The sequence below is a fragment of the Mesorhizobium sp. M0244 genome (assembly GCF_040321795.1).
Lineage (GTDB): Bacteria > Pseudomonadota > Alphaproteobacteria > Rhizobiales > Rhizobiaceae > Mesorhizobium.
This window is the reverse complement of record NZ_JAMYSE010000114.1, coordinates 1-19777: the sequence shown is the minus strand read 5'-3', so window position 1 is coordinate 19777 and position 19777 is coordinate 1. Positions and strand designations below refer to the sequence as shown.

The window sequence follows — 19777 nt, the reverse complement described above, 5'->3', positions numbered from 1 at the left end:
CTGCAGACCTGGCTGAAGCTGGCCCGCATCGCGCATGGCCCCCTCTTCCGCCGCGTCACGGGGCAGGGCAAAGCTGTGGGCGCCGAGCGGCTCAATGATCAGGAGGTGCCGCGGCTGGTCAAACGCGCGGCCTTGGCCGCCGGCGTGCGCGGTGATCTTTCCGAGGGCGAGCGCGGCCAAAAGTTTTCGGGCCACTCGCTGCGTGCCGGCCTCGCGTCCTCTGTCGAGGTTGACGAGCGCTACGTGCAGAAGCAGCTTGGTCACGCCTCGGCAGAGATGACACGCAAATACCAGCGCCGGCGCGATCGCTTCCGCGTCAATCTAACTAAGGCGTCAGGATTGTAGAGTGCGGCACGCCCCCCCAGCCGCAGGTGACTCTGGATGCGCCAATCCACCCCGGCGCCACAGATCCAACCATCATGTTGATGGGTTTCCAAGGTTTATTGGTGCGGTCGCAAGCCTCCAACTTGAAGAGCCGTTCCCAGCTGGGAACTCAAAGTACGGGTTGTGGGAGAAGTTTGCTTCTCGATGAGTTCTCCAGGATCCTTCGCCGACACGTGGACTGGCCCCCGAGGGAAGTTGCCTGGCGACTGCAGGAGCCTCTTGCCCGACGCTGGAGGAAAGTGCGCGTGGACAGGACGCCTACGTGCTGGTGCTGATTGCTGTCAAATCGCGTCGGACGCCTGGCGACAGGTCCGAGCCGCTGAGTTGCCATTCGCGAGGGTCGCTCGGCCCGGAAGGAATGCCTCGTTGCAGGGTAGGGGCAGTGGGGCGTCTAACTTGTCAGCCTGGGGCGATCACCGAAGTGACATCGGAAGCGGCGCGGCATGGCTGCATCACAAACACAACCCATCGTCTCCGACGCAAAGGATGGTGACTCCCATAGGACTGCGCGAACTCAGTGCCTCCGTCACAACGCGAATTTCGCCGCCGCGCCAAAGTGGGGGGAGGGGGTATCTCTCCATGCGCCGAAATCTACCTGCGCTTCTGTAGGTCGCTCGCGCCGTACGCGGAAGCCAGAGGCCAACCGGGTACACCAACGTCGACTATCTACGAGAACAAAACGGGCAACGGGGCTCGCCCGTGCCCCCATGCTGCGTAACCAACTTCATAGCGGTCTTTTTCAATGCCTGATGCGCAACTTTGACGGCACAGAGAAGCCAGCGATAAAGAAAAGTTCCCAGCTGGGAACTGCCCTGTGTCCATTTGCTCGAATTCTCCGAATCGGGCATACCTCCAGTAACGGAAAAACCGCGTAATTCGAAAAGTTGGCGTAGTTGGCGTGGCGTTAACAGCTTGTTAACCACAGTCGCTATCAATAGGCGCTGGGTGCAAGAGGAGAATCTGGGTGACGCGGCATCTAAGTAGCCTTCAGTTCATGAATACCTTTTCGACGAAACTCGAGAAGGCACTCAACAATCTTTCGCTGGCTCAGTATCCTCCTGATGCGATTCGTACGATGCGCAAATTCACTTCGACGGAAGTAGCAGCATTGCTAGGAGTGACTGAAGCTTACATACGGCAGGTCTCCTTAAAAGGGCAGGGACCTGAGCCAGAGACAACGACCACCGGAAAGCGCCTATATTCTGTGGAGCAGGTGCTGGACCTTCGGATGCACCTGGCGGAAAAAGCACGGAAGAAATGGGTCAATCCTCGTCGTGTTAAAGGCGAGGATTGCCAGATCATCGCGATCACGAACTTCAAAGGTGGATCGTCCAAGACAGCGACCACTATTCACTTGGGTCATTGGTTGGCACTGCGTGGGTATCGCGTTCTCGCAGTCGACATGGATCCCCAGGCGTCGTTAACAAGTCTGCAAGGAGCGTTACCCGGATTTGACCACCGAGAAGGTGACACCCTTTACTCAGCGATTCGGTTTGATGATCCGGTGCCAACGGAAAAGATTATTCATCAAACGCATATCATCGGATTCGACGTCATCTGCGCCGGTCTTGAGCTGACAGAATTCGAAACGGCCGTTACCCTTGAGATGCGCAAGAGCGGTGGAACCAGTTTTCTGCTTCGAGTGTCACAGGCCCTCGAACAGATCGTCGATAGCTACGACATCGTTCTTCTCGACTGTGCGCCGTCACTCAATTTCCTGACACTTTCGTCGCTCACTGCCGCTACCGGAGTCCTAATCCCAGTTCCAGCGCAGATGCTCGATGTCGACTCCACAGGGAAGTTTTTGGAGCTGGCCGCATCTTATATGCAAATCCTGGATGAGGCTGGTGCAGGCGCACGTTGGGATTTCGCCAAATTCCTCATCACAAAGTTTGAGGCCAACGACCACCCGCAAGCCAACATGCAGGCCCTAATGCGCCAAGTGTTTGGCGAGGATTTACTTCTGAATTCAGTCTCCAAATCCACTGCGGTTGCGGACGCTCTCACTTGGAAGCAGAGCCTCTATGAAGTGCAACGATCGAGGTTTTCGGCACCTAAAACTTATGATCGTGCAATCGAATCGATCAATGCCGCGAACGCGGAGATAGAAAGCCTCATCACAATGGCATGGAGGCGTGAACAGTGAGCCGTAAAGATTCTAAGGGCATGTTTGCTGCTGTTTTGGGGCAACTCGGGGAGGACAATTCGGAGGAGGGCGTCAGCCGCCGCACGTCATCGCCGCACCTGATGAAGGTGGCGGCTGGTGTTCGCCAAATGCAAGAGCGTAGCGATATCGCCGACAAGTTACTGAAGTCAGGCGAACAGATCATTGAACTCGATCCCGACAAAATACGGCCGTCGTCTATCACCGATCGATATGATGACGCCTACGAGATTTCCGCCATTGCTGAGATCACTGAATCCATGCGGGAGCGCGGTCAAATTGTGCCTGGATTGGTTCGGCCAGTACAAGGCAAGGATGGCGAGTTTCAAATCGTCTATGGTCGCAGAAGATTAGCGGCAGCTAAGCAGCTTGGGATCGGATTCAAAGCGGCCGTCCGCGAGTTAACTGATGAACAAGCAGTCATTTTCCAAGGCGAAGAAAACACCGCTCGAGAGGATCTTTCATACATTGAGAAGTGCGCTTTTGCGCTTGCCCAGCAGGAAGCGGGATACAAACGGGACACCATCTGCGCTTCGCTGTCGACAGGAAAGTCGCATGTCTCCGAGATGATCAAAATCGCCTCATCGGTCGACAAGGAGATACTGCAATCGATTGGTAAAGCTCCCGGGATTGGTCGAGGACGATGGCAGGAATTCTCGAACCGCTATTCCATAGACGGCTCACCCGCAAAAGCTTTCGATTTTATTCGCAAAAACAAATTCCGCGAGGCAACGTCCGATGACAGATTCATTATTCTGCTTGAGACGCTTCCATCGGATCATAATGCGATCAAAGAACCTGCGGGTCCGGCCAAGCCATCAAAGCCCAAGATTGCTATGAAATCCTGGGCTGCTCCAGACAAAACAGTCAGCGTCAGCCTCAAAGACAACGGAAAAACTACCATGATTGCGGTGGGAGAGGCTGAAGGATCGCGTTTCGCAGCGTTTATCGCCGGACAACTGGACGACCTGTTTGAGGCCTTTCGGAAGTCCATCACGAAACAAGGAGTCTGAAACCGCAAAAGAAAAAGGCCCCCGAACGGCAAGCCGTGGAAGCCTCTCTCTGAACTAAGCACTCTGAGAATCGCATCTCCACGAATCACTGTCAAGAGTCATTGGCGTCGTTTTGGCGAGCAGGTTTCTTTTGCCTAATCGAGGGTGAAAGAAAATGGAGACGAATATTGCGACGACGCCCTTTGGGCGGCGGCCGATGACGCTTGGCATGATTTCAAGCCAAGTCACCGCAAGGGCCGTGCCGAAGGACGCGATCGTCCACAAATGGCATGTCTTCCAAGATATCAAGGATGCCAGGATCGCTCTGGGCGCCACTGATCGCGCTTTGGCTATTCTCGACGCGCTGTTGTCGTTCCATCCGGACACGGCACTTTATGGCGACAGTGAACTGGTTGTATGGCCATCCAACGAGCAGCTGATCCGCCGCGCCAATGGCATGCCCCCAACGACCTTACGGCGACACCTGGCCGTTCTGGTCGAGTGTGGATTGATCATCCGTCGGGACAGCCCAAACGGCAAGCGCTTCGCCCGGAAAGGGCAGGCGGGCGAGATCGAGCAAGCCTATGGCTTTGACATCTCGCCGATCGTGGCGCGCGCTGAGGAGTTCAAGGATCTCGCGGAAGCGGTCAGATCTGAGAAGAAGGCCTTTCGTCTCGTTAAGGAGCGGCTAACCATATGCCGCCGTGACATCGTCAAGATGATCGACACCGGCATTGAGGAAGGCGTGCCGGCGAACTGGGGCAGGGTCCAGCAGGCCTACCAGGCGATTGTTGGTCAGATACCACGCACTGCACCTAGGCAGACTCTCGAGGTGATTGCCGAAGAACTTGAAGGCCTTTGGGCTGAAGTGCGTGAAGCATTGGAATCATTTGTAAAAACACAGAAAGTGGACGCCAATGAGTCCCAAAATGGGCGCCACATACAGAATTCAAAACCAGACTCTAAATTTGAATCTGAAAGCGGCTCAGGAAATAAGGATGAAGAGGGCGCCAACGTTGCGGATACCGACAACGTACGGAGCCTACCGAAACGCGAACTGCCGCTAGGGATCGTGCTGGATGCCTGCCCGAACATGCTTTGGCTGGTGAAGGGCGGCGGCGGAATCCGCAACTGGCGTGAATTTCTGGCCGCGGCCGAGGTTGCCCGACCGTCCATGGGCGTCAGCCCGAGCGCCTGGGAGGAAGCGCGAACGGCAATGGGTGAGCAGCAGGCGGCGATTACCATTGCCGCGATCTACCAGCGGCAGGACCAGATCAACAGCGCCGGCGGCTATTTGCGCAGCCTGGCAGATCGAGCAAAGGTCGGAAAGTTCTCGGTCTGGCCGATGGTGATGGCCTTGTTGCGGGCCAAGCTTGACGCGTCGAAGACGACCGGAACCGGAGCTGAAGCCGCTGCCGTCGATCTGGAGGCGGCAGGCAAGGTTGTGCGCACCGAATCCCGGCTGGAAATCAGCGATGCGTTGCGCCGCAGCCTCGACAAGCCAGGGCGCGGATCATGATCAGCCGGGCGGGTTTCGATCCGTGGACGGTGGCTGCAGCGCTTGTCGGGACGAGCGTCTTGTGAGAGCATCGAAGGCATGAAAAACCAACACGACCAGGAACCGACGCCCGATGAAACCGCCGGAATGGTGTGGTGGAACTCACTCGCCGAAACCGATTGAGCGGCTTGGCTGACGCGGGCCGGCAGCGCTGTTCCAGCTGATGCCTGGGCCGCGTACAAGCGGCTCGGGAATGTCGAGCGTCAGCCACGGACCGTAAACTGAGGACTGTTCTGCAGCGGGATGACGGTCAGCTCGCAGGTTGTTCGGCGACGAGTCCAAGCCGGCGGGCTCGATCGAGCAGGTTCTTGACTGAGGAGGCAGACCATTTTGCGCTTCCTCGTGGGGTTCGCTCATGCAGGCGCTCGAGCTGGCCAGCGATGTCGCGGAGCGACAGATCTGGGTTAGACTGCGAAATCCCTGCCACAAGAGTCATCAGGCGATCTTCGGGAGGCAGAGGAGACGCCCGCTTTAGCAGTGTGGATTCGGCCAGGTGCTCGGTGACGAGCCACCTCACTGCCCGCCGCAGTCGTTCAGGCGTCCAGTCGAGGCCGCGCTGCTTCAGGACCCGAGCGATGTCGTCCCAGTTATGGTCTGGTCGCATCCGGCGGACCGTCGGAAGCCATTGGTTCACAGTTGATTGTAGCCGTCGGCCATAAGCCGCCTTTTGTATCGCGGTCATCTTCGCCAGGGCTTCGGGCCTGCGCTCCCGGATACCAGGATTGCCTGGCAGTCGCCCCTTGGATCGTGCAGCGATGATGCCGGCCTTGGTTCGCTCCGAAATCAGTGCACGCTCGAGCTGGGCAACGGCGCCGAGTACCTGTAGCGAAAACATGCCCTGTGGCGTCGACGTGTCGATTGGATCTCGGAGAGATCGGAAATGCGCGCCCTTCTCAGTCAGATCCTCGATCACCTGAAGAAGATGGCTGACCGAGCGCGCAAGGCGATCGAGACGCACGACGACCAGGACATCGCCGGCGCGGATGTCGCTCATCAATCGCAGTAGGGCAGGGCGAGCTCTCGACGCACCGGATCCATGTTCCTGAACGACGACGTCGCAGCCGGCCGATCGCAGCTCAATTTCCTGCGCTTCCGTCGCTTGTTCGTCCGTCGACACGCGCGCATAGCCGATTTGCCGGCCCTTTGGTCGTCCGGAGCGTCGATCTTGCGCTTCACGGGCCATTTGCAGCGTCTCTCAGCATCGGAAAGGAGCGTTTGTACAAACACTGAAGATATCAACAAACGATCGGTTGTAAACGTCTTTAGGCGGCCTTTGCATCGGCCCTACGGCCTCGGTGAGCTCTGAAAAGCACCGTTTTTCAGGCTCCTGTGTCGGTTTTACTTCCCGATTTCAATTGAAGCGCTAAGGTGAAAATCCCACCCTGCCGGGCCGCTATTCGACGGCCGAAAACGGGGGGAGGGGGCTTTGCTACAGTCCCGACGCCTTGGTGAGATTGACGCGAAAGCGATCGCGCCGGCGCTGATACTTGCGGGTCATCTCCGCGCTGGTGTGACCAAGCTGCTTCTGGACGTAGCGCTCGTCGACCTCGGCAGAGGACGCCAGGCCGGCGCGCAGCGAATGGCCGGCAAACATCATTCCGCGTTCGCCTTCGGGCAGATCGCCGCGCACGCCCGCTGCCAGCGCGGTCCGCTTGACGAGGCGGGCGACCTCTTGGTCGTTGAGCCGATCGGCGCCGACGGCCTTGCCCTGGCCGGTGACACGCCGGAACAGGGGACCGTGCGCGATGCGCGCCAGCTTGAGCCAGGTCTGCAGCGCCACCACAGGGCAGGTTGTGTCGGACGAGCCTCGCCCGATTTCGACCTCGCGCCAGCCGGTCTTGCCGCGCAGGCGCAACAGCATGCCCTTGTCGAGGATTTCGATCCAGCCGGAAGAATCCTCGGTCTGGTCGCGGCCGCAATCCAGGCCGACAACCTCGGAACGGCGCAGGCCGCCGGCAAAGCCGAGCAGCAGCATGGCCCGGTCGCGCAGGCCGCGCAGGGTGCCTCGCTCGAGCGTTTCCAGCATGGCGATCAGATCCTCGGGCATCACCGCCTCCTTCTGCCGGGGCGGGGCGGCGTGCTTGTTGCGGATGCCGGCCATGACCGTGGCGATATGGCGATCCTTCCTGTCCAGCGGCTGGCCACGCTGCGCATAGTTCCACGTCAACGAGGAGAGCCTGCGTTCGATCGTCGAGACGGAATTGGGTTTCTTGTCGCCGGTCGCCTTTCCGGAAGCGCATGCGGTGATGTAGAGCCCGACAACCTGGGGATCGGGCGGAAACATCTCGACGCCTTGGCGCCGGCACCAGCTCGCAAACTGCTTCCAGTCCGAGGCGTAGGCGCGGCGGGTATTGGCCGAGCTCGCCGCTTCGACATAATCGCGGGCGCGATCAGCCAGCGCGTCGAGATGCGCCGGCAGGCGGGAATTGGCGACGGCCGGAAGAGGGGAGGGGGCTTCGGCCAGCGTCTCTTCAGGCGTTGCGCCCATCTCCATGACGACGTCGATGATGTCCGGCAGGTCGCCATCGGTCTCGGCCGACACCTGCGCGGTCGAAACATGATCCGCCGACCCTGCACTGTGGGACGGTCCGGAAGGTCGCTCGGCGTGATTTTTGGGCTTCTGCTCGATGAAAACGGTCATTCCTTATATAAAGACGAAAACGACGGATAATGCAATTTTATCACTCGTTTTTTCCAATCGACAGGCGCGGCGTTTTTTACCCATTTTCGTTGCCAAAACCGCCGCCGTGATTCATCCTGCTGACGATGATTCTGCGCCCGAAATCCTCTCCGCGCCATCAAGGTCCGATGCTCGCCGCCGCAGCGGCCGCTCCCCCCGTCCCGCTGCCGGGATGGCTGCGCCGCGCCGTTCCCGACGCGCAAAGCCCTGCCGCGCAAGGGCCTGGGCCAAATGCCCTGGAGGACATCGCGATCACCGCCGGCGCCGCCATCGGCGCGCTCGACGCGGTGGTTCGTCGGCAGGAGCGATGGGCCGGCGCATGGCGGCAACGGCTGGCGCTCGCCGCCGCGGCGGTGGCGACCAGGCAGGCCGGGCGTGTCGAGGACGAAGCGGGTCTGCGCGATGCCGTGCTGCTCACGCGTCCGGGCGACGATGTTGGTCCGGCCGGCCGCATGCTGTTGGCCTGGCGCTGGCTGGCCACACTGCCCGCGGAGAAGCTTCTGACTGAAGCGAGCATCGCCGGCGTGCTCGAGGCCCTGGGTCTCGCTCGGGATGACGAGACGACGAACGACCTGACCGACGAGCTTCGGCAGCTTGCGGAGACGGAAGGTGCTGTCGGAATGCTGATCGGCGCCTTTGCGGCAGTCGAGCGGCGCGGCCTTCCAAGCACCATCGGATGCTGGTTCGCAGACGCCATGCTCGCGCAGCGGCTGGGCTGGAAGCACGCCGTGCCGCTGCTCGGTGGCGAAGCTGCCGGCGCAAATGGTTCCGATCGGCGGCGGCGCGCGGCGACCGTCCTTGCGCCGAGAGGCATCGAGGCGGTCCCCGAGCGCGCGAAGACTTTGCTCGCCGCGCAGGCGCGGGCGGCGTTACGCGCCGTCGACCAGTCAGCCGACATCGGGCGCTGGGCTGACCGCCTGATCGCCGTGGCGCCCGGTCTTCGCGCCCGAGGCGCAGACATCGTCGTCGATCGGCTTTTGTCGGACGACGCCATTGTGGCGTCGGCAAAGATTGCCGGCATGAGCGACCGCAGCCTGCGCCGCTTGTTCGAGCGGCTGGTCGAACTCGGCGCTGTCCGCGAACTTTCCGGCCGCCCGACTTTCCGCATCTACGGGCTGTGACGGCGATGGCGGAGAGTGCGGCGAGGCGACGAAAAAGTGAGCAAGGAGGCGAAGGCCTCTTCGACCGCGAGCTCGACCATCTGCCACCGGAGGCGCGCTGGCGTGAATGGATGAACCGCGTCGAGGCAACTATTTTTGCTGCCAGCGAGCCGGTCGGCCGCGAGACGCTGGCGCGGATCGTCGGCAAGACTTGCAGCATCGATCTTCTCATCGACGACATCCGCGAGGAGTTGCGTGGCCGGCCCTATGATCTGGTGGCGGTCGCCGGCGGCTGGAAGCATCTGACGCGGCCGGCCTATGCCGACGCCATCCGCAGTGCATTTGGCACGGCCACCGGCGGGAGCGGGCATGCCAAAGACCTCACGCAAACCGAAGTGCTGGTGCTGATGTGCATCGCCTACTTCCAGCCGATCACCCGCGCCGAACTGTCCTCCTTCTTCGGCAAGGAGATCAGCCGCGACCTGATCGGCAATCTGCGCAGCTTTGGCTTCATCGCCTCTGGCCCGCGCGCGCCGCAGCCGGGCGCCCCATATACCTATGTCACCACCCAGGCGTTCCTGCTTGAGTTCGGGCTCGACACGCTGCGCGATCTTCCCGACTTCGGGGCGCTCGAAGACGCTGGCCTGCTCTCGAAGGAAAAGCTGCTGGCGGGCGACATCATGCCGGGGTTCGCCGATGACGGCGACCCTGGTGCCGTCATGGACGAATAGTACCCGCGCCAGGACTGCCACCGATCATCAGGGTTGTGGAACTCGGAGCCTGCGGTGACGCTTTGACGTGGTTCGATCACCGGCCACGCGCAGATAGGCCGTCAGCACGTCGGCAAGACCAGCACAGGGCTGTGGTGGGCACATGGATCTCGGCCTCGTCTGATGCTTGCCCAGGAAGTCGGCGAAGCGGGCAATCAATTCGTCATGGCCGCCCGCCGCCAAGATTATCCGACGCCGATGCGCGACTGCGGCGTCCTCGTGTGTCACAAGCCAGTCCAAACGTTTTGCCGCGAGCTGATTGAAGCAGCGAATGCGTGCGGCGGTCGAGAGATTCGTAAGGGTTCCCCCCAGGCCGATATCGGCGACGACGGGTGCGCGTAGCACGCGCGAGACAACATCGATGGTTGCCGCCGAATCCGTTGCCGATTCCACCCGGCATATATCGGCGATCGCGCGTTCCAGCCGACGTGCGGCCGCGTTGACCCCTGCCTTTGGGGCAGCCCGCAGATCGAAGCCGCACCGTGCGCAGAAATGCTGAGGGACAAGCTCGACCTGGTCGAACGACACAATTGCGGTGCGGCAAGCGGGACATCGATCTCGAAGGCCGCAGCCATGCGCGGAGCAGGAGATTCGCGACGCCAGGCGCCACCGCCGCCGGAAATAGGGCGCCTCGTCGCTGGCGAGGCAGAGAGGACAATACTGCATCCAGCTCGAACGGTTCCGGTGGACGTTCTCGCGCAATGGCAGCAGGAGTGGCGTCAACGCCGGTTCAGTCATTGCCATTGCCGATATCGTTTCCTGACGAACGTTCGTCCGATCGGCCAGCAGGGCGGCTGCCTCCCCCGGAAGCTGGAGATCGAGACGGGGCGACCACATCCCTTCACCCAGCCCGAGGGCGCTGGCGAACGACCGCGGCGCGATGCCGTTCGCGAGGGCAAGGCGGTGGAGCCAGCTCGACAAAAGCTCGTCCGGCTGCGGGTCAACGGAAACAGGCCACCGATCCCGAACGACATCCCTGTAACGCTCGCGGATCTCGATGGCCAAAGCGCCGCCGGTCACAGCAGTTCGTTGCGCAGCGGCGCCCGGCGGCGCTTCGAGACGGGAATGTAGTGTAGCGCCTCGAGGCCTGATTTCGTGATGCGCTCGGCGCCCAACCTTGCCGCGGCCACGGCCGCCGCGGTGACGATCGCCACGATCTCGCCGATCAAACCTTCGGAAAGCTGGAAAATCGTTCGTGCCAACGGTTCATCGGAGAGATCGGAAGCACGCGCGAGAGGCAACACGCCCTCGAGGCTGTCGAGGAGTGTCAGGAACTCTTCGCCGTATTGCCACCGCGGTACGGCCTGCAGCTCGAACCTGCTCGCCATCTCGCTGGTCTCGTTTATGAAATCGTAGACGGCGACCTCGCCGATCAGGACCGGGGAGATGTCGAACTGACGGCCGATCCGCCTGAGGAAGGCAAGAACCGCCTCGACGTCGCGAGCCCGGCCACGCAGGGCATTGTGGAATTCGTCGAAAATGAGGATCCTGGGCTTCAGGCTGCCAAGCAGATGATCGATCTGCTCAGCCTTGCGGCCGATATCCCGATTGTTGCCGACCGGCGCGCGCAGCGCCTGCAGAATGCTTCCATAAAAGTGCGCAAGGCCGGCCCCCTCGCGCGTCTGAACCACCCATACCCGCTGCCGCTCGGCGGCTCTCAGGCGTTCCACGGCAAATCGTTCCGCGATCATCGTCTTACCGTTGGCATAGGGTCCGACCAACATCAGCCCTCGCGTCCGCAACGCCGGCGGCCGGGCGAGCAACTCGGCAAGACGCTCATGCGCCTGCAGCGCCACCTGATGCCCGACCCATCGCGGCGCCAGGATGTAGGCGATCCGCTCTTCCATGCTTTGGTCGAGATACGGACGAACGTGGTCGAGCAAATGGTCCGCCACGTCACCAGTCCTCGACCGCCAGACGGCGCTTCTGGCGTACCGGATGCTCGGCGGGTGCCGGCGTCGCCGGGCGCATCGCCTCATAGGGTTTGGGCGCTTCGGCTGCGTGCGCCCGGCGGACCGCATTGCGCACGTCCGCCTTTGAAAGTTTCTGCCTGCCAGCGATTTCCGCAATCCGGCGGCGCAGCGTCACCTTCTCGACGTCCGACCGAGCGTTTGCGGCACGTCGGCAAACACGATCACCTTCATGTTCCCACAGTGTGATCGGTGTAGTGAGCCCGTCTCTTCTCGCCACCGGCCGGAACTCGCGTGTGTCGGGATCCCGGATGTAAATGTGGCTGATGTCGCGAGGGTCATATCTCATCTCGAGCCGGCCCAGACGGTCCCGCCGCGGGACGAGACTGCCTAGCCATGGTGAAAAATAGTCCAGCGCGAACATGCTGACGCCCTGCGGCGAGATGCGCCTCTCCGCCCCAGGCATGAATGCCAGCAGGACCCGCATGGGATCATCGTCGAAGCGGGGCAAATCGTGCGCCAGCCGGTTCCATTCTGTCGCCGGTACCTTCAAAGTCTTTGCGTTCTCCTGCAGATTATGATCGATCACGGCGAGCGCGACGCACCGCTCGAGATCGGCGAAGCTGAGACGGGCTCGCCGCTGCGCGGGGTATTCGTCACGGTCCGCCACGGATCGTCCCGTCGAGCCGGGTTGCGTCACAAGCACGGCGTTGAGCTTCCCGAGCAGCCTTTCGACGACGCCGCCCTGGTGGACGCGGCCGCGATCCCGGTAGCGGACCCGAATACCATAGTCGTCGCATCCACGTTGGAAGGCGTTCCCTTTGAACTCCTTGGCCGAGTCGGTGACGATTAATCGTGGTCGACCGAACATCGGCCAACCATGCTCGATGCCGCGCGCGGCCAACCACGCCTCCCTCGGACACATGGCGTGCGCCAGGCAGAGCGCGACCGATAGCCCCGACGGCTTCTCGAGGGTGAGGCAGATGCCGAGAATGCAGCGGGTCGCCACGTCGGTGACGATCGTGAGATATGCCCGGCCAATGAACGTTCCGCCTCCGTCGACGACCTCCACGAAGTTGATGTCGGTCGGCGTGTGATCGATCTGGCAGACATCCAGTGGTCGCGCCGCATGAATGTATCCTGGTCGCGGTTTGAGCCGCTGAAGGTGCTTTGGGTTTGCAGATCGCTTCTTCGCAATCTCCTCGGGGCTAAACAGCGTGGGTATGCGGCGGGCTACAGTAAGATAGGAAGGAGCTGCCAGGCCGGCCTCCTCGCAGCGAGCCCGGATCTCGGCCACCGCGGGAGCGAGCGGCGGCGCCTCCAGCACCAGCCACTGCTCTCGCAACGTTGTTGCGACGATCGTCTCGATGCCTTGATCAAGGCGCTTCTTGCGGCTGCCATCCAGCCGAGGCAGCAGCGACGTCACAGTTCGATCGATGCGATAGCGCGCCAGCAGATTGTAAATCTGGCGGGTGGAGAGACGCAGCTCAGCCGAGGCTCGCTCGATTGCCGCCCGGCGCGGTCCAAGATCGTCGAGAATTTTGTCGAGCTCGCGCGCGACACGACGTGCCGCCAACCATGTTTCATCAGATCGCGATGAGGCAGGAGTGGCTTTTCGGTTGTGCATGGGGCGTGGCAAATCGAGCGTCAGTGAAATCGTTAGCGAAAAACTAAGCCCGTCCTAGCGCCCAAACCTAACCGGCATATGACGTTCGGGCGTTTGAAATCGGGAAGTAAAAGCGACAGGGGCGTTGGTGCGTCTCGACGAGCGCATCGCCCGCTCACCGGTGCGCCAGGGTTGGATCGAGCGCTCGCACTTCCATGACGCCGCCGCCGCGCTGTGGATTGAGGGCGAACTCGTCCACCTCGAGGACCTGGTCTTCCACGACGCGCATATGGACCAGCGCACGCCAACCCACGAGCTGACGCGGGCCCACGCCGTGGTTCGCAAACGCCGCCGCATACTGTCTCAGCCGCGCGACTGGGCGTTCGGTCGCGAAGGGCTGCGCGAGCTGACTGGGCAGCAGGGCGAGATCGGAACGATCCAATCGGAAGACGATCGGGAAGGGGAGGGGAGCGTGCTGCCGGGGGCCGAGCCTCCAGTGCCGGCCAACAGCCCGGACGACGATTTGCTCGCGCAGGAGTTTGCGGAGATCGACGCCTTGCTGGCCCGATCGTCCAAGGTCCTCAGCGGCGCAGAAATGCCGCCGCGACGCCTTCCGCAGGACGACGACCGGCTGTCGGTGCTCTACGACCAGGATTGGGACGAGGCAGCCCGACTCTCCGAGTGGCGCGAAATGCTGGACCGGTCGCGGCACGTTCCCGTCGTGCTGCGCGTGGCCCTGGCGCTTGACGCTTGGAACGACATCGATGTGCTGGAACGCGGCGCCTGGGTCGGTCCGCTGCTCATGGGGGCGCTCATGCGCCAGGAAGGCTTGGCCGCCCACCACCTACCGTGCCTGCATCTCGGCGCCAAGAACATTCCGCGGGAACGGAGGCGCGCGCGCAACCGCTCCGACCGGCTGCTCGCCTGGATCGACGCGATGTACGAAGCCGCGAGCGCTGGACTGAAGGAGCACGACCGTTTGCTGCTTGCCAAGGGCCAGATGGAACGTGTGCTGCGCGGCCGCCGCGCCAGCTCGAAATTGCCCGCGTTGCTCGATCTGGTGCTGTCGCGTCCGCTCGTGTCGACCAGCATGATTCAGGATGCACTCGAGGTTTCCCGGCAGGGTGCGCTCGACCTCATCGGCGCACTCCACCTGCGCGAGATGACGGGCAGGGGGAGTTTCAGGGCGTGGGGAATCCTGTAGATCGGATACGTGTGAGGCGGCCACTCGGCTTCGCCAGCGAAGGTCAGGCCTCTCGAACTTCGGCAAGCCGCCCATCAAGGCGGTCAAGCTGGAAGTGATCGCCCTTATCCTCAGCGCGATACTCGACCTGTGCCGGCAAGAGACCGGTCGGGATAGGATTTGTTGCGAGGGGTTGTGGACCACAGCCATTGGCTGAACCCTTCCCAAGAGCAGGGACTCATCAACGTCCACCGCCCATATCGCGCTGACCGCGGCGAAGGCCGGATCGAGAAACGTGTATGCCGAAACGGAAGCCCCGTTGGGCTTGGGAATGTGGAAGCGCTCCTGATGGTCTGACCCGACGGCTTTCTGGGTTTCCCGATCAATGTGTACCTGCGTAGGACCCACACCGAATGTGGCCTCGACTGCAAAAGGGAACTGACTGATGCCGTTTAATTCATGGAAGACGCCATCGGCACTGCGCAGAAGCCGGCCATTGGCCGAAATGACGTAGGCGTCTGCAGCGCCCACGACGCCATTACCGAGATCGCCGGGTCGCTCCTCATTCCCCAAGAGGACGACAGCCTTAGCGGCGATGGCGGCCGTCCACCGCAACAAGAGTGCCTCATGGGGAAATGTACGGACAACTCCGAGTCCGGGCGCCAGCCATGCTTCGGGAATGTTGGTTGGCTCTGGTGTCACGATTTCAATCCAGATCCTTGTCCCATCCTGATCCAGAAGCAAATCTGGACCTATGCGATGATGGATTGCAGCGAGGCCATGCTTTTGAAGCTGATCGGCCAACAATACCTTGGAGAGCTGTTGCCAATACACGGCATCCTGAGGCGAGCAGAGCTTCTGCAGTGCATCTCGGTCTCCGAGCCCAGCGTCGAGAAAGGTTCGGTATGCTCCTTCCAGCGCGGTCCGAAGCGCTGCGCCGTGCTCGCCTTGGTTCGGATATCGCCTCCCGATTGCGGAGGGAAGATTGAGATCACGCATTTCACCGTTCGACATTTTGGCGCTCGACAGCAGGAGAGGTCAGGCGGGAATCGACCGCGCCAGGATGGCCTCGGCGGCATAAAAATGAGCCGTGTAGTATTCAGTCAGGTGCTTGCCATCAAAGCTTTTGTGCGAGTGCGTATAGTGTAGCCATGTTGGACCGAGCGTAATAGTGCCCGACTCGGTGCCGTATGCGTCAGATTCGGACGGCCAGAGATGGAGGCCATATCACGATGCCGATTCCTGAGAACCTCAAGCTTCTTCACACCGGTGAGGAAGTCGTATGGCAGAAATCGATCGCGACGATCGAGGCCGATCCTGACCTCAGCCTTCATCTGGCGATGATCGAGTGCGTGATGGACCTGCTGCAGTTCTACCGCATGGCCTATGATGAAAAGGACGAGGACCAGCTCATCGTCAAGCTGCTCGGGGCCAGGATTTTCAACGATCTCGGCGCCTCGATCAGGCTGATTTTGGGAGGGTACTACCAGGCGGCGGGCCTGCCGACCCGGGACATTCTGGAGACTGGGTTCCTGCTCGACTATTTCTCAACCGACCCGGCGCTGATCCAGACGTGGAAAGCCGTTCCAGAGGAGAAGCGCAACAAGGAGTTCAACCAAGCGAAGATCCGGGAAGTGCTCGACAAGCGGGACGGCTATGAAGGCAAGAAGCGATACGAACACTATAAGCTTCTGTCGGCCATTGCGGCACACCCGACATTCGCCGGCTTCACCATGCTCCGGCCGGAGCCGGGCGCCAACGCTCATATGGGCCCGTTTTTTGTTCCCAACCTTCTCACGGCTACGATTCAGGAGCTGGTGAAGGTGACAATGACGGCCTGGGAGAACTTCAAATGGTTCTTTAAGCCCGAAACCCTTTCCCAATTTCGAGCGACGCTACGCTATCTCGAGATGAGCTCGGAATGGGTTGAACGCATCTACGGAAAGAAGCTCGATCGAGGTGATATCGAGGCGGTCAAACGGATTCTCACACAGATTGATGGTCAGCCAAGCGACCGCGTCCCGCCCGCAGCATGAGGCCATCCGACGCTCGGTGGTTGCATCTTCTCTAATTCATCCTTAGATTGGGGAGGAATTAGAGAAGGAGGTACCGATGGCTTCCCCACAGACATTGACGTTGAGCGAGGCGGGCTATGTCCTCGACCGGTCAACCACGACGCTGAACAAGGCAGTCGATACCGGTGTCATCCGTGCGAAACAGCGCAGGGTCGGCAAGGCCGTGCAGCGCCTCGTCGGTCCAGCGGAACTTCGCTTTCTGCGACTGGCCGATGAGCTCGAGAAGGACCTCACTCCTTCTGGTCGGCGGCGCCTCTATGAGGCGCTGCGGAAGTTATCTGCCAGCACCCATATGGTGCGATGGGGCAAGCTCGACCTCGACCTCGCGCGGATCGACAGCGATCTGGAAGTCCGCCTCGCTCGGCTCGAGCACATTCGAAACTGGGTGGATCGCAGTGAGGACCAGTCCGAGGCTTTGATCCGGGATACTGGGATCCCCGCCCATCTGGTTGCTGCGCTCTCCAAGGAGCAGACCGTCGAGGAGATCCTGAGCGATTTTCCGTCGTTGTCGAAGACTCAGGTTGAGGCAGCGATCGAGTACGCTAAGGCCTATCCCAAGCGCGGTCGGCCTTACGCTCCTCGGAGCCTGAAGCGGACGCTGTCGGAGATGGCCGACCTTGGCGTCTTCGATGGAGACGACAGACCGGAGGAATCGGCGCCTCGGCCAATTCCGTGACGCTGTACCTTCTCGATGAGAATGTCCTTCGAGAGGCAGGAGCCCGCGGCAACGAGAATGTTCGCCGCTGGCTCGCAACCATCGACGATACCGACCTGCGCTTGAGCGCCGCCACGCTGTTCGAAAAGCGTCGCGGCGCGCAGGCTCTCAAGGGCCGCGATGCGGAGCGCTCCGCAGTCCTTCTCGCCGCGATCGATGCGCTGGAGAAGTCGTTTTCGGATCGCATCATCCCTATTGATGCGCCCGTGGTGGCGGAGTGGACCCGTCTGCTTGCGGGCAAGAACAAAGACCGGTGGGATCTGGCGCTTGCGGCTACGGCGAGGGTTCATGGGCTTGTTCTCGTCACGCGGAATGTGCGGGACTTTGCCGGACGTGGTGTTCGCATCCTTAACCCCTTCAAGGATCCGCCTGAAGAGCTCGAGGCCTGACCACGTGCGCGAGAAACCCTTCGCCCATTCCGCCATCGTGTTAATGGCCCAGGCCGCGCAGACTCACACCGAGATAAACAAGCTGGTTGTCTGCACGACTCTCGTCAAGAGTGGCGGGGGTTGCGCTTGATTTTTGCGAGACGAGCATTGCAACGGCGGCTAAACGACCTACGCGCGACTCTTGAGGGCAGCGCGGTCGACAATCTAGCGGCGCGACTTAACCGACCGGGCAGAGATCGGCTTGCGGCAATGTGGGAGGTCGCAGTTCTTCATGCTCTAGCGGATTCCGGCATGCTTCGGAGCGAGGTTCCACTCCCTTCGGGGAGTCGCCCGGACGCCTTCTTCGATAATGGGGACCTTCGGTTCACCGCAGACATTACTACCGTGTCAGACGAGGGTCTCGATGACGGCAATCCTTTTTTCGAGCTGAGCGCGCTTATTGAGAAAGAAAAGACTAAATTGGGACTGCCTATCGGCGGCGTGGATTTGCGCGTTAAGTCGATGGACCATCGAACCGGGCGAGGAACCAGGACCGTGCTGCGGCTGCCTCCCCGCAACCAGCTGGAGGCGTTTGTCCGGAACGAGATAGTGCCACAGTTGCGCAACCAGATACGTGCAGACGAATGGCCGTTGCGCGTCGCGATTGACAGCGATGACGCAGGCTTGGATATCACGATAAATCCTGCGAAATCGCCCTACAGCCAAGGCGGATTCGCCGCCTATGACGTCCCGCGGATTAAGGACCGCAACCCGCTGTTCAACGCGCTCAAGCCAAAGGCGGTGCAACTCCGCGGTGCTGAGGGCGTTACAGGCGTGGTTGTGTGCGACGGGGACTGCGCCGCTCTTTCCGAATGTCAACATAGTCAAAATCAAGTATCAGCCGAGACAATCGCCGAAGATTTCTTGCGCCAATATTCATCGATCGATTTCGTTCTCCTGTTGACGATCCGGGAGGCACAGCAATTGTGGCCGCGGGTTGACCCCGCGGATCGCCGAGTACACCACATCCTTGTGGTCCGCCCGGGACTTGATGCTAAAGACCAGCTGAGTGCCTTGTTTACCGCGATGATCGGAAAGCTTCCGAAACCCGTGGCGATGCCGGTCAACGGCGCGCTGCGCGCACGGGAGCGAGGATACGACCTTGGGCATCACGGAGGATACCAGATGGAAGGAAAGAAAATCCGCATCAGTTCGCGGGAACTGATGGAGGTTCTTGCCGGCCTTCGGACGCTCGCGGATAATGGCGCCAAGAATGTTGAGGCTAGCCGTCGCCAGCCATCCCGGCCAAGCCCGGTACAGAATGTCTTCCTGAGGAATCTTCAGCAGGGTCAGCGTCCAACGGCCATCAATGTCATCAAGACTGACGAAGACGATGGTGATGATTGGATTGAGTTCGAGTTCGACGAACCCGACCCGGCGATTTCCCCGTTCAGCTGACTTGCTCAATCAACCAGGTGACCGGAGTATCGGGTTCGATTACCTCCCCACGATCAAACAGGTCTATTGCAATGGCAAGTCCCCCGCGCCGACCCACAAATCCCTTGGCTGCCGCAGAAGCAGCGTTCAAGCCGATCAAAAAGCCTGCAGTGGTTCGCGAAGCCTCGGCTGCTCCAAATGTCAGGGAGCTTGTTTCAATCAGGATCGACCGGGCAGTGCTCGATTATTTCCAAGAGGACGGGCCGGGCTGGCAGGATCGGATCAACGACACGTTGAGACAAGCCATCACGCATAAACGCGACTGATGCGATCGCTAATTGAGAAGACGGAATAATGCGTCAAGCTGCACTGGATGCGCAATGCTGCTATGCACAACTCGCTCTTCATACGGCGGCTGTATCAAGTAGGTTGCTGGCATCGAATTTCGTCGAGGTCACCTCCTCCCGACGTTGGCGACTTAGGGCGGCATTTATTCCTCCCGAATGCTGCCGTCCAATCAAGCCCGCCACACCTCCTCCCGCGGCGGGCTTTTTCTTTCAGCCGGTCGTCAAATATCGAACCGGAGTTGGGTTCCGTCATCACTCTCGTCGCCAAGCGACGACAGCGAGATTCCAAGCAGGCGAATTCCCTTGCTGGCAGGGAATATCGCCTCCAACAATCCGGTTGCTATTCGATCGAACTCTGACTGGCCGTTGATCGGCAATCTGATCGGCATAATCGTAAGCGCCACGCCGCTCCCCTCGTGCGGGGCATGAGGTGAATGTGCGAAGAATCCCCCCGATCGCGAGAGACGGAGGGCCTACGTGGGAGCAGA

18 protein-coding genes and 1 pseudogene are annotated in these 19777 nt (G+C 60.9%); 13 read left to right on the top strand and 6 right to left on the bottom strand.

Annotated elements, in window-relative coordinates; translation table 11 throughout:
• The 4 genes from NKJ08_RS34610 to repC all read left to right on the top strand — a co-directional run.
• The coding region (locus NKJ08_RS34610) for a tyrosine-type recombinase/integrase (protein ID WP_352785661.1) at positions 1–345 on the top strand (345 nt) is incomplete at its 5' end.
• Between the two features lie 1003 nt (positions 346–1348).
• A complete protein-coding gene (repA, locus tag NKJ08_RS34605) occupies positions 1349–2530 on the top strand; it encodes a plasmid partitioning protein RepA (RefSeq protein WP_352785658.1) in 1182 nt (393 codons plus the stop codon).
• Positions 2527–3561: a plasmid partitioning protein RepB gene (gene repB / locus NKJ08_RS34600; RefSeq protein WP_352785655.1), complete on the top strand. Its 1035-nt coding sequence runs from the start codon at positions 2527–2529 to the stop codon at positions 3559–3561. The genes repA and repB overlap by 4 nt, the downstream gene beginning before the upstream one ends.
• A 154-nt stretch (positions 3562–3715) precedes the next feature.
• Positions 3716–5059, top strand: coding sequence for a plasmid replication protein RepC (gene repC / locus NKJ08_RS34595; protein ID WP_352785652.1), 1344 nt, complete (start codon positions 3716–3718; stop codon positions 5057–5059).
• 289 nt (positions 5060–5348) lie between these two features.
• Here repC and NKJ08_RS34590 read toward each other — a convergent pair whose 3' ends face one another.
• Positions 5349–6281 carry a recombinase family protein gene (locus NKJ08_RS34590; RefSeq protein ID WP_352785649.1) on the bottom strand — a complete coding sequence of 311 codons (933 nt, stop codon included), beginning with the start codon at positions 6279–6281 and terminating at the stop codon, positions 5349–5351.
• Between the two features lie 246 nt (positions 6282–6527).
• Positions 6528–7739 carry a site-specific integrase gene (locus NKJ08_RS34585; RefSeq protein ID WP_352785646.1) on the bottom strand — a complete coding sequence of 404 codons (1212 nt, stop codon included), beginning with the start codon at positions 7737–7739 and terminating at the stop codon, positions 6528–6530.
• 167 nt (positions 7740–7906) lie between these two features.
• Here NKJ08_RS34585 and NKJ08_RS34580 point away from each other — a divergent pair, with 167 nt between their 5' ends.
• Both NKJ08_RS34580 and scpB read left to right on the top strand, forming a co-directional pair.
• A complete protein-coding gene (locus tag NKJ08_RS34580; RefSeq protein WP_352785644.1) occupies positions 7907–8899 on the top strand; it encodes a DUF1403 family protein in 993 nt (330 codons plus the stop codon).
• A gap of 5 nt (positions 8900–8904) precedes the next feature.
• Positions 8905–9609 (top strand): SMC-Scp complex subunit ScpB, encoded by a 705-nt coding sequence (gene scpB / locus NKJ08_RS34575; protein ID WP_352615659.1) that lies wholly within the window; start codon positions 8905–8907, stop codon positions 9607–9609.
• A 27-nt stretch (positions 9610–9636) separates the two neighbouring features.
• On the opposite strand, the gene NKJ08_RS34570 is transcribed toward scpB, so the two are convergent.
• Genes NKJ08_RS34570 through NKJ08_RS34560 form a run of 3 tightly spaced genes read right to left on the bottom strand, consistent with a single transcriptional unit; the run spans position 9637 to position 13185 of the window.
• Positions 9637–10653, bottom strand: coding sequence for a TniQ family protein (locus NKJ08_RS34570; protein WP_352785641.1), 1017 nt, complete (start codon positions 10651–10653; stop codon positions 9637–9639).
• A gap of 11 nt (positions 10654–10664) precedes the next feature.
• Positions 10665–11543, bottom strand: a complete 879-nt coding sequence (locus NKJ08_RS34565; RefSeq protein WP_352706537.1) for a TniB family NTP-binding protein — start codon at positions 11541–11543, stop codon at positions 10665–10667.
• Position 11544: 1 nt separating this feature from the next.
• Entirely contained in the window at positions 11545–13185 is a 1641-nt protein-coding gene (locus NKJ08_RS34560) for a TnsB C-terminal domain-containing protein (protein WP_352785638.1), read from the bottom strand.
• 121 nt (positions 13186–13306) lie between these two features.
• Between NKJ08_RS34560 and NKJ08_RS34555 the strand changes: the two are divergent.
• The 7 genes and pseudogenes from NKJ08_RS34555 to NKJ08_RS34525 all read left to right on the top strand — a co-directional run.
• Positions 13307–14368, top strand: a pseudogene (locus tag NKJ08_RS34555) (RHE_PE00001 family protein); the annotation flags it as partial.
• Positions 14369–14806: 438 nt separating this feature from the next.
• On the top strand, positions 14807–15496 hold the full coding sequence (locus tag NKJ08_RS34550; RefSeq protein ID WP_352785636.1) for a hypothetical protein: 690 nt from the start codon (positions 14807–14809) through the stop codon (positions 15494–15496).
• An 83-nt stretch (positions 15497–15579) separates the two neighbouring features.
• Positions 15580–16383 (top strand): hypothetical protein, encoded by an 804-nt coding sequence (locus tag NKJ08_RS34545; RefSeq protein ID WP_352785634.1) that lies wholly within the window; start codon positions 15580–15582, stop codon positions 16381–16383.
• Between the two features lie 76 nt (positions 16384–16459).
• Entirely contained in the window at positions 16460–17098 is a 639-nt protein-coding gene (locus tag NKJ08_RS34540) for a DUF433 domain-containing protein (RefSeq protein WP_352785631.1), read from the top strand.
• On the top strand, positions 17095–17526 hold the full coding sequence (locus NKJ08_RS34535) for a type II toxin-antitoxin system VapC family toxin (RefSeq protein WP_352785628.1): 432 nt from the start codon (positions 17095–17097) through the stop codon (positions 17524–17526). Before NKJ08_RS34540 ends, NKJ08_RS34535 begins: the two co-directional genes overlap by 4 nt.
• Before the next feature lie 384 nt (positions 17527–17910).
• Positions 17911–18963 (top strand): hypothetical protein, encoded by a 1053-nt coding sequence (locus tag NKJ08_RS34530; protein ID WP_352785625.1) that lies wholly within the window; start codon positions 17911–17913, stop codon positions 18961–18963.
• Between the two features lie 71 nt (positions 18964–19034).
• A complete protein-coding gene (locus NKJ08_RS34525; RefSeq protein WP_352785623.1) occupies positions 19035–19268 on the top strand; it encodes a BrnA antitoxin family protein in 234 nt (77 codons plus the stop codon).
• Positions 19269–19510: 242 nt separating this feature from the next.
• On the opposite strand, the gene NKJ08_RS34520 is transcribed toward NKJ08_RS34525, so the two are convergent.
• Positions 19511–19678 (bottom strand): DinB/UmuC family translesion DNA polymerase, encoded by a 168-nt coding sequence (locus tag NKJ08_RS34520; RefSeq protein WP_352785620.1) that lies wholly within the window; start codon positions 19676–19678, stop codon positions 19511–19513.
• Positions 19679–19777 lie beyond the last annotated feature (99 nt).

Bases quoted from the DNA above. Each gene is read 5' to 3' on its own strand.
- repC (WP_352785652.1), top strand. From the start codon at position 3,716: ATGGAGACGAATATTGCGACGACGCCCTTTGGGCGGCGGCCGATGACG.
- NKJ08_RS34590 (WP_352785649.1), bottom strand. From the start codon at position 6,281: ATGGCCCGTGAAGCGCAAGATCGACGCTCCGGACGACCAAAGGGCCGG.
- NKJ08_RS34585 (WP_352785646.1), bottom strand. From the start codon at position 7,739: ATGACCGTTTTCATCGAGCAGAAGCCCAAAAATCACGCCGAGCGACCT.
- NKJ08_RS34580 (WP_352785644.1), top strand. From the start codon at position 7,907: ATGCTCGCCGCCGCAGCGGCCGCTCCCCCCGTCCCGCTGCCGGGATGG.
- scpB (WP_352615659.1), top strand. From the start codon at position 8,905: ATGGCGGAGAGTGCGGCGAGGCGACGAAAAAGTGAGCAAGGAGGCGAA.
- NKJ08_RS34560 (WP_352785638.1), bottom strand. From the start codon at position 13,185: ATGCACAACCGAAAAGCCACTCCTGCCTCATCGCGATCTGATGAAACA.
- NKJ08_RS34550 (WP_352785636.1), top strand. From the start codon at position 14,807: ATGGAAGACGCCATCGGCACTGCGCAGAAGCCGGCCATTGGCCGAAAT.
- NKJ08_RS34545 (WP_352785634.1), top strand. From the start codon at position 15,580: ATGCCGATTCCTGAGAACCTCAAGCTTCTTCACACCGGTGAGGAAGTC.
- NKJ08_RS34540 (WP_352785631.1), top strand. From the start codon at position 16,460: ATGGCTTCCCCACAGACATTGACGTTGAGCGAGGCGGGCTATGTCCTC.
- NKJ08_RS34525 (WP_352785623.1), top strand. From the start codon at position 19,035: ATGGCAAGTCCCCCGCGCCGACCCACAAATCCCTTGGCTGCCGCAGAA.
- NKJ08_RS34520 (WP_352785620.1), bottom strand. From the start codon at position 19,678: ATGCCGATCAGATTGCCGATCAACGGCCAGTCAGAGTTCGATCGAATA.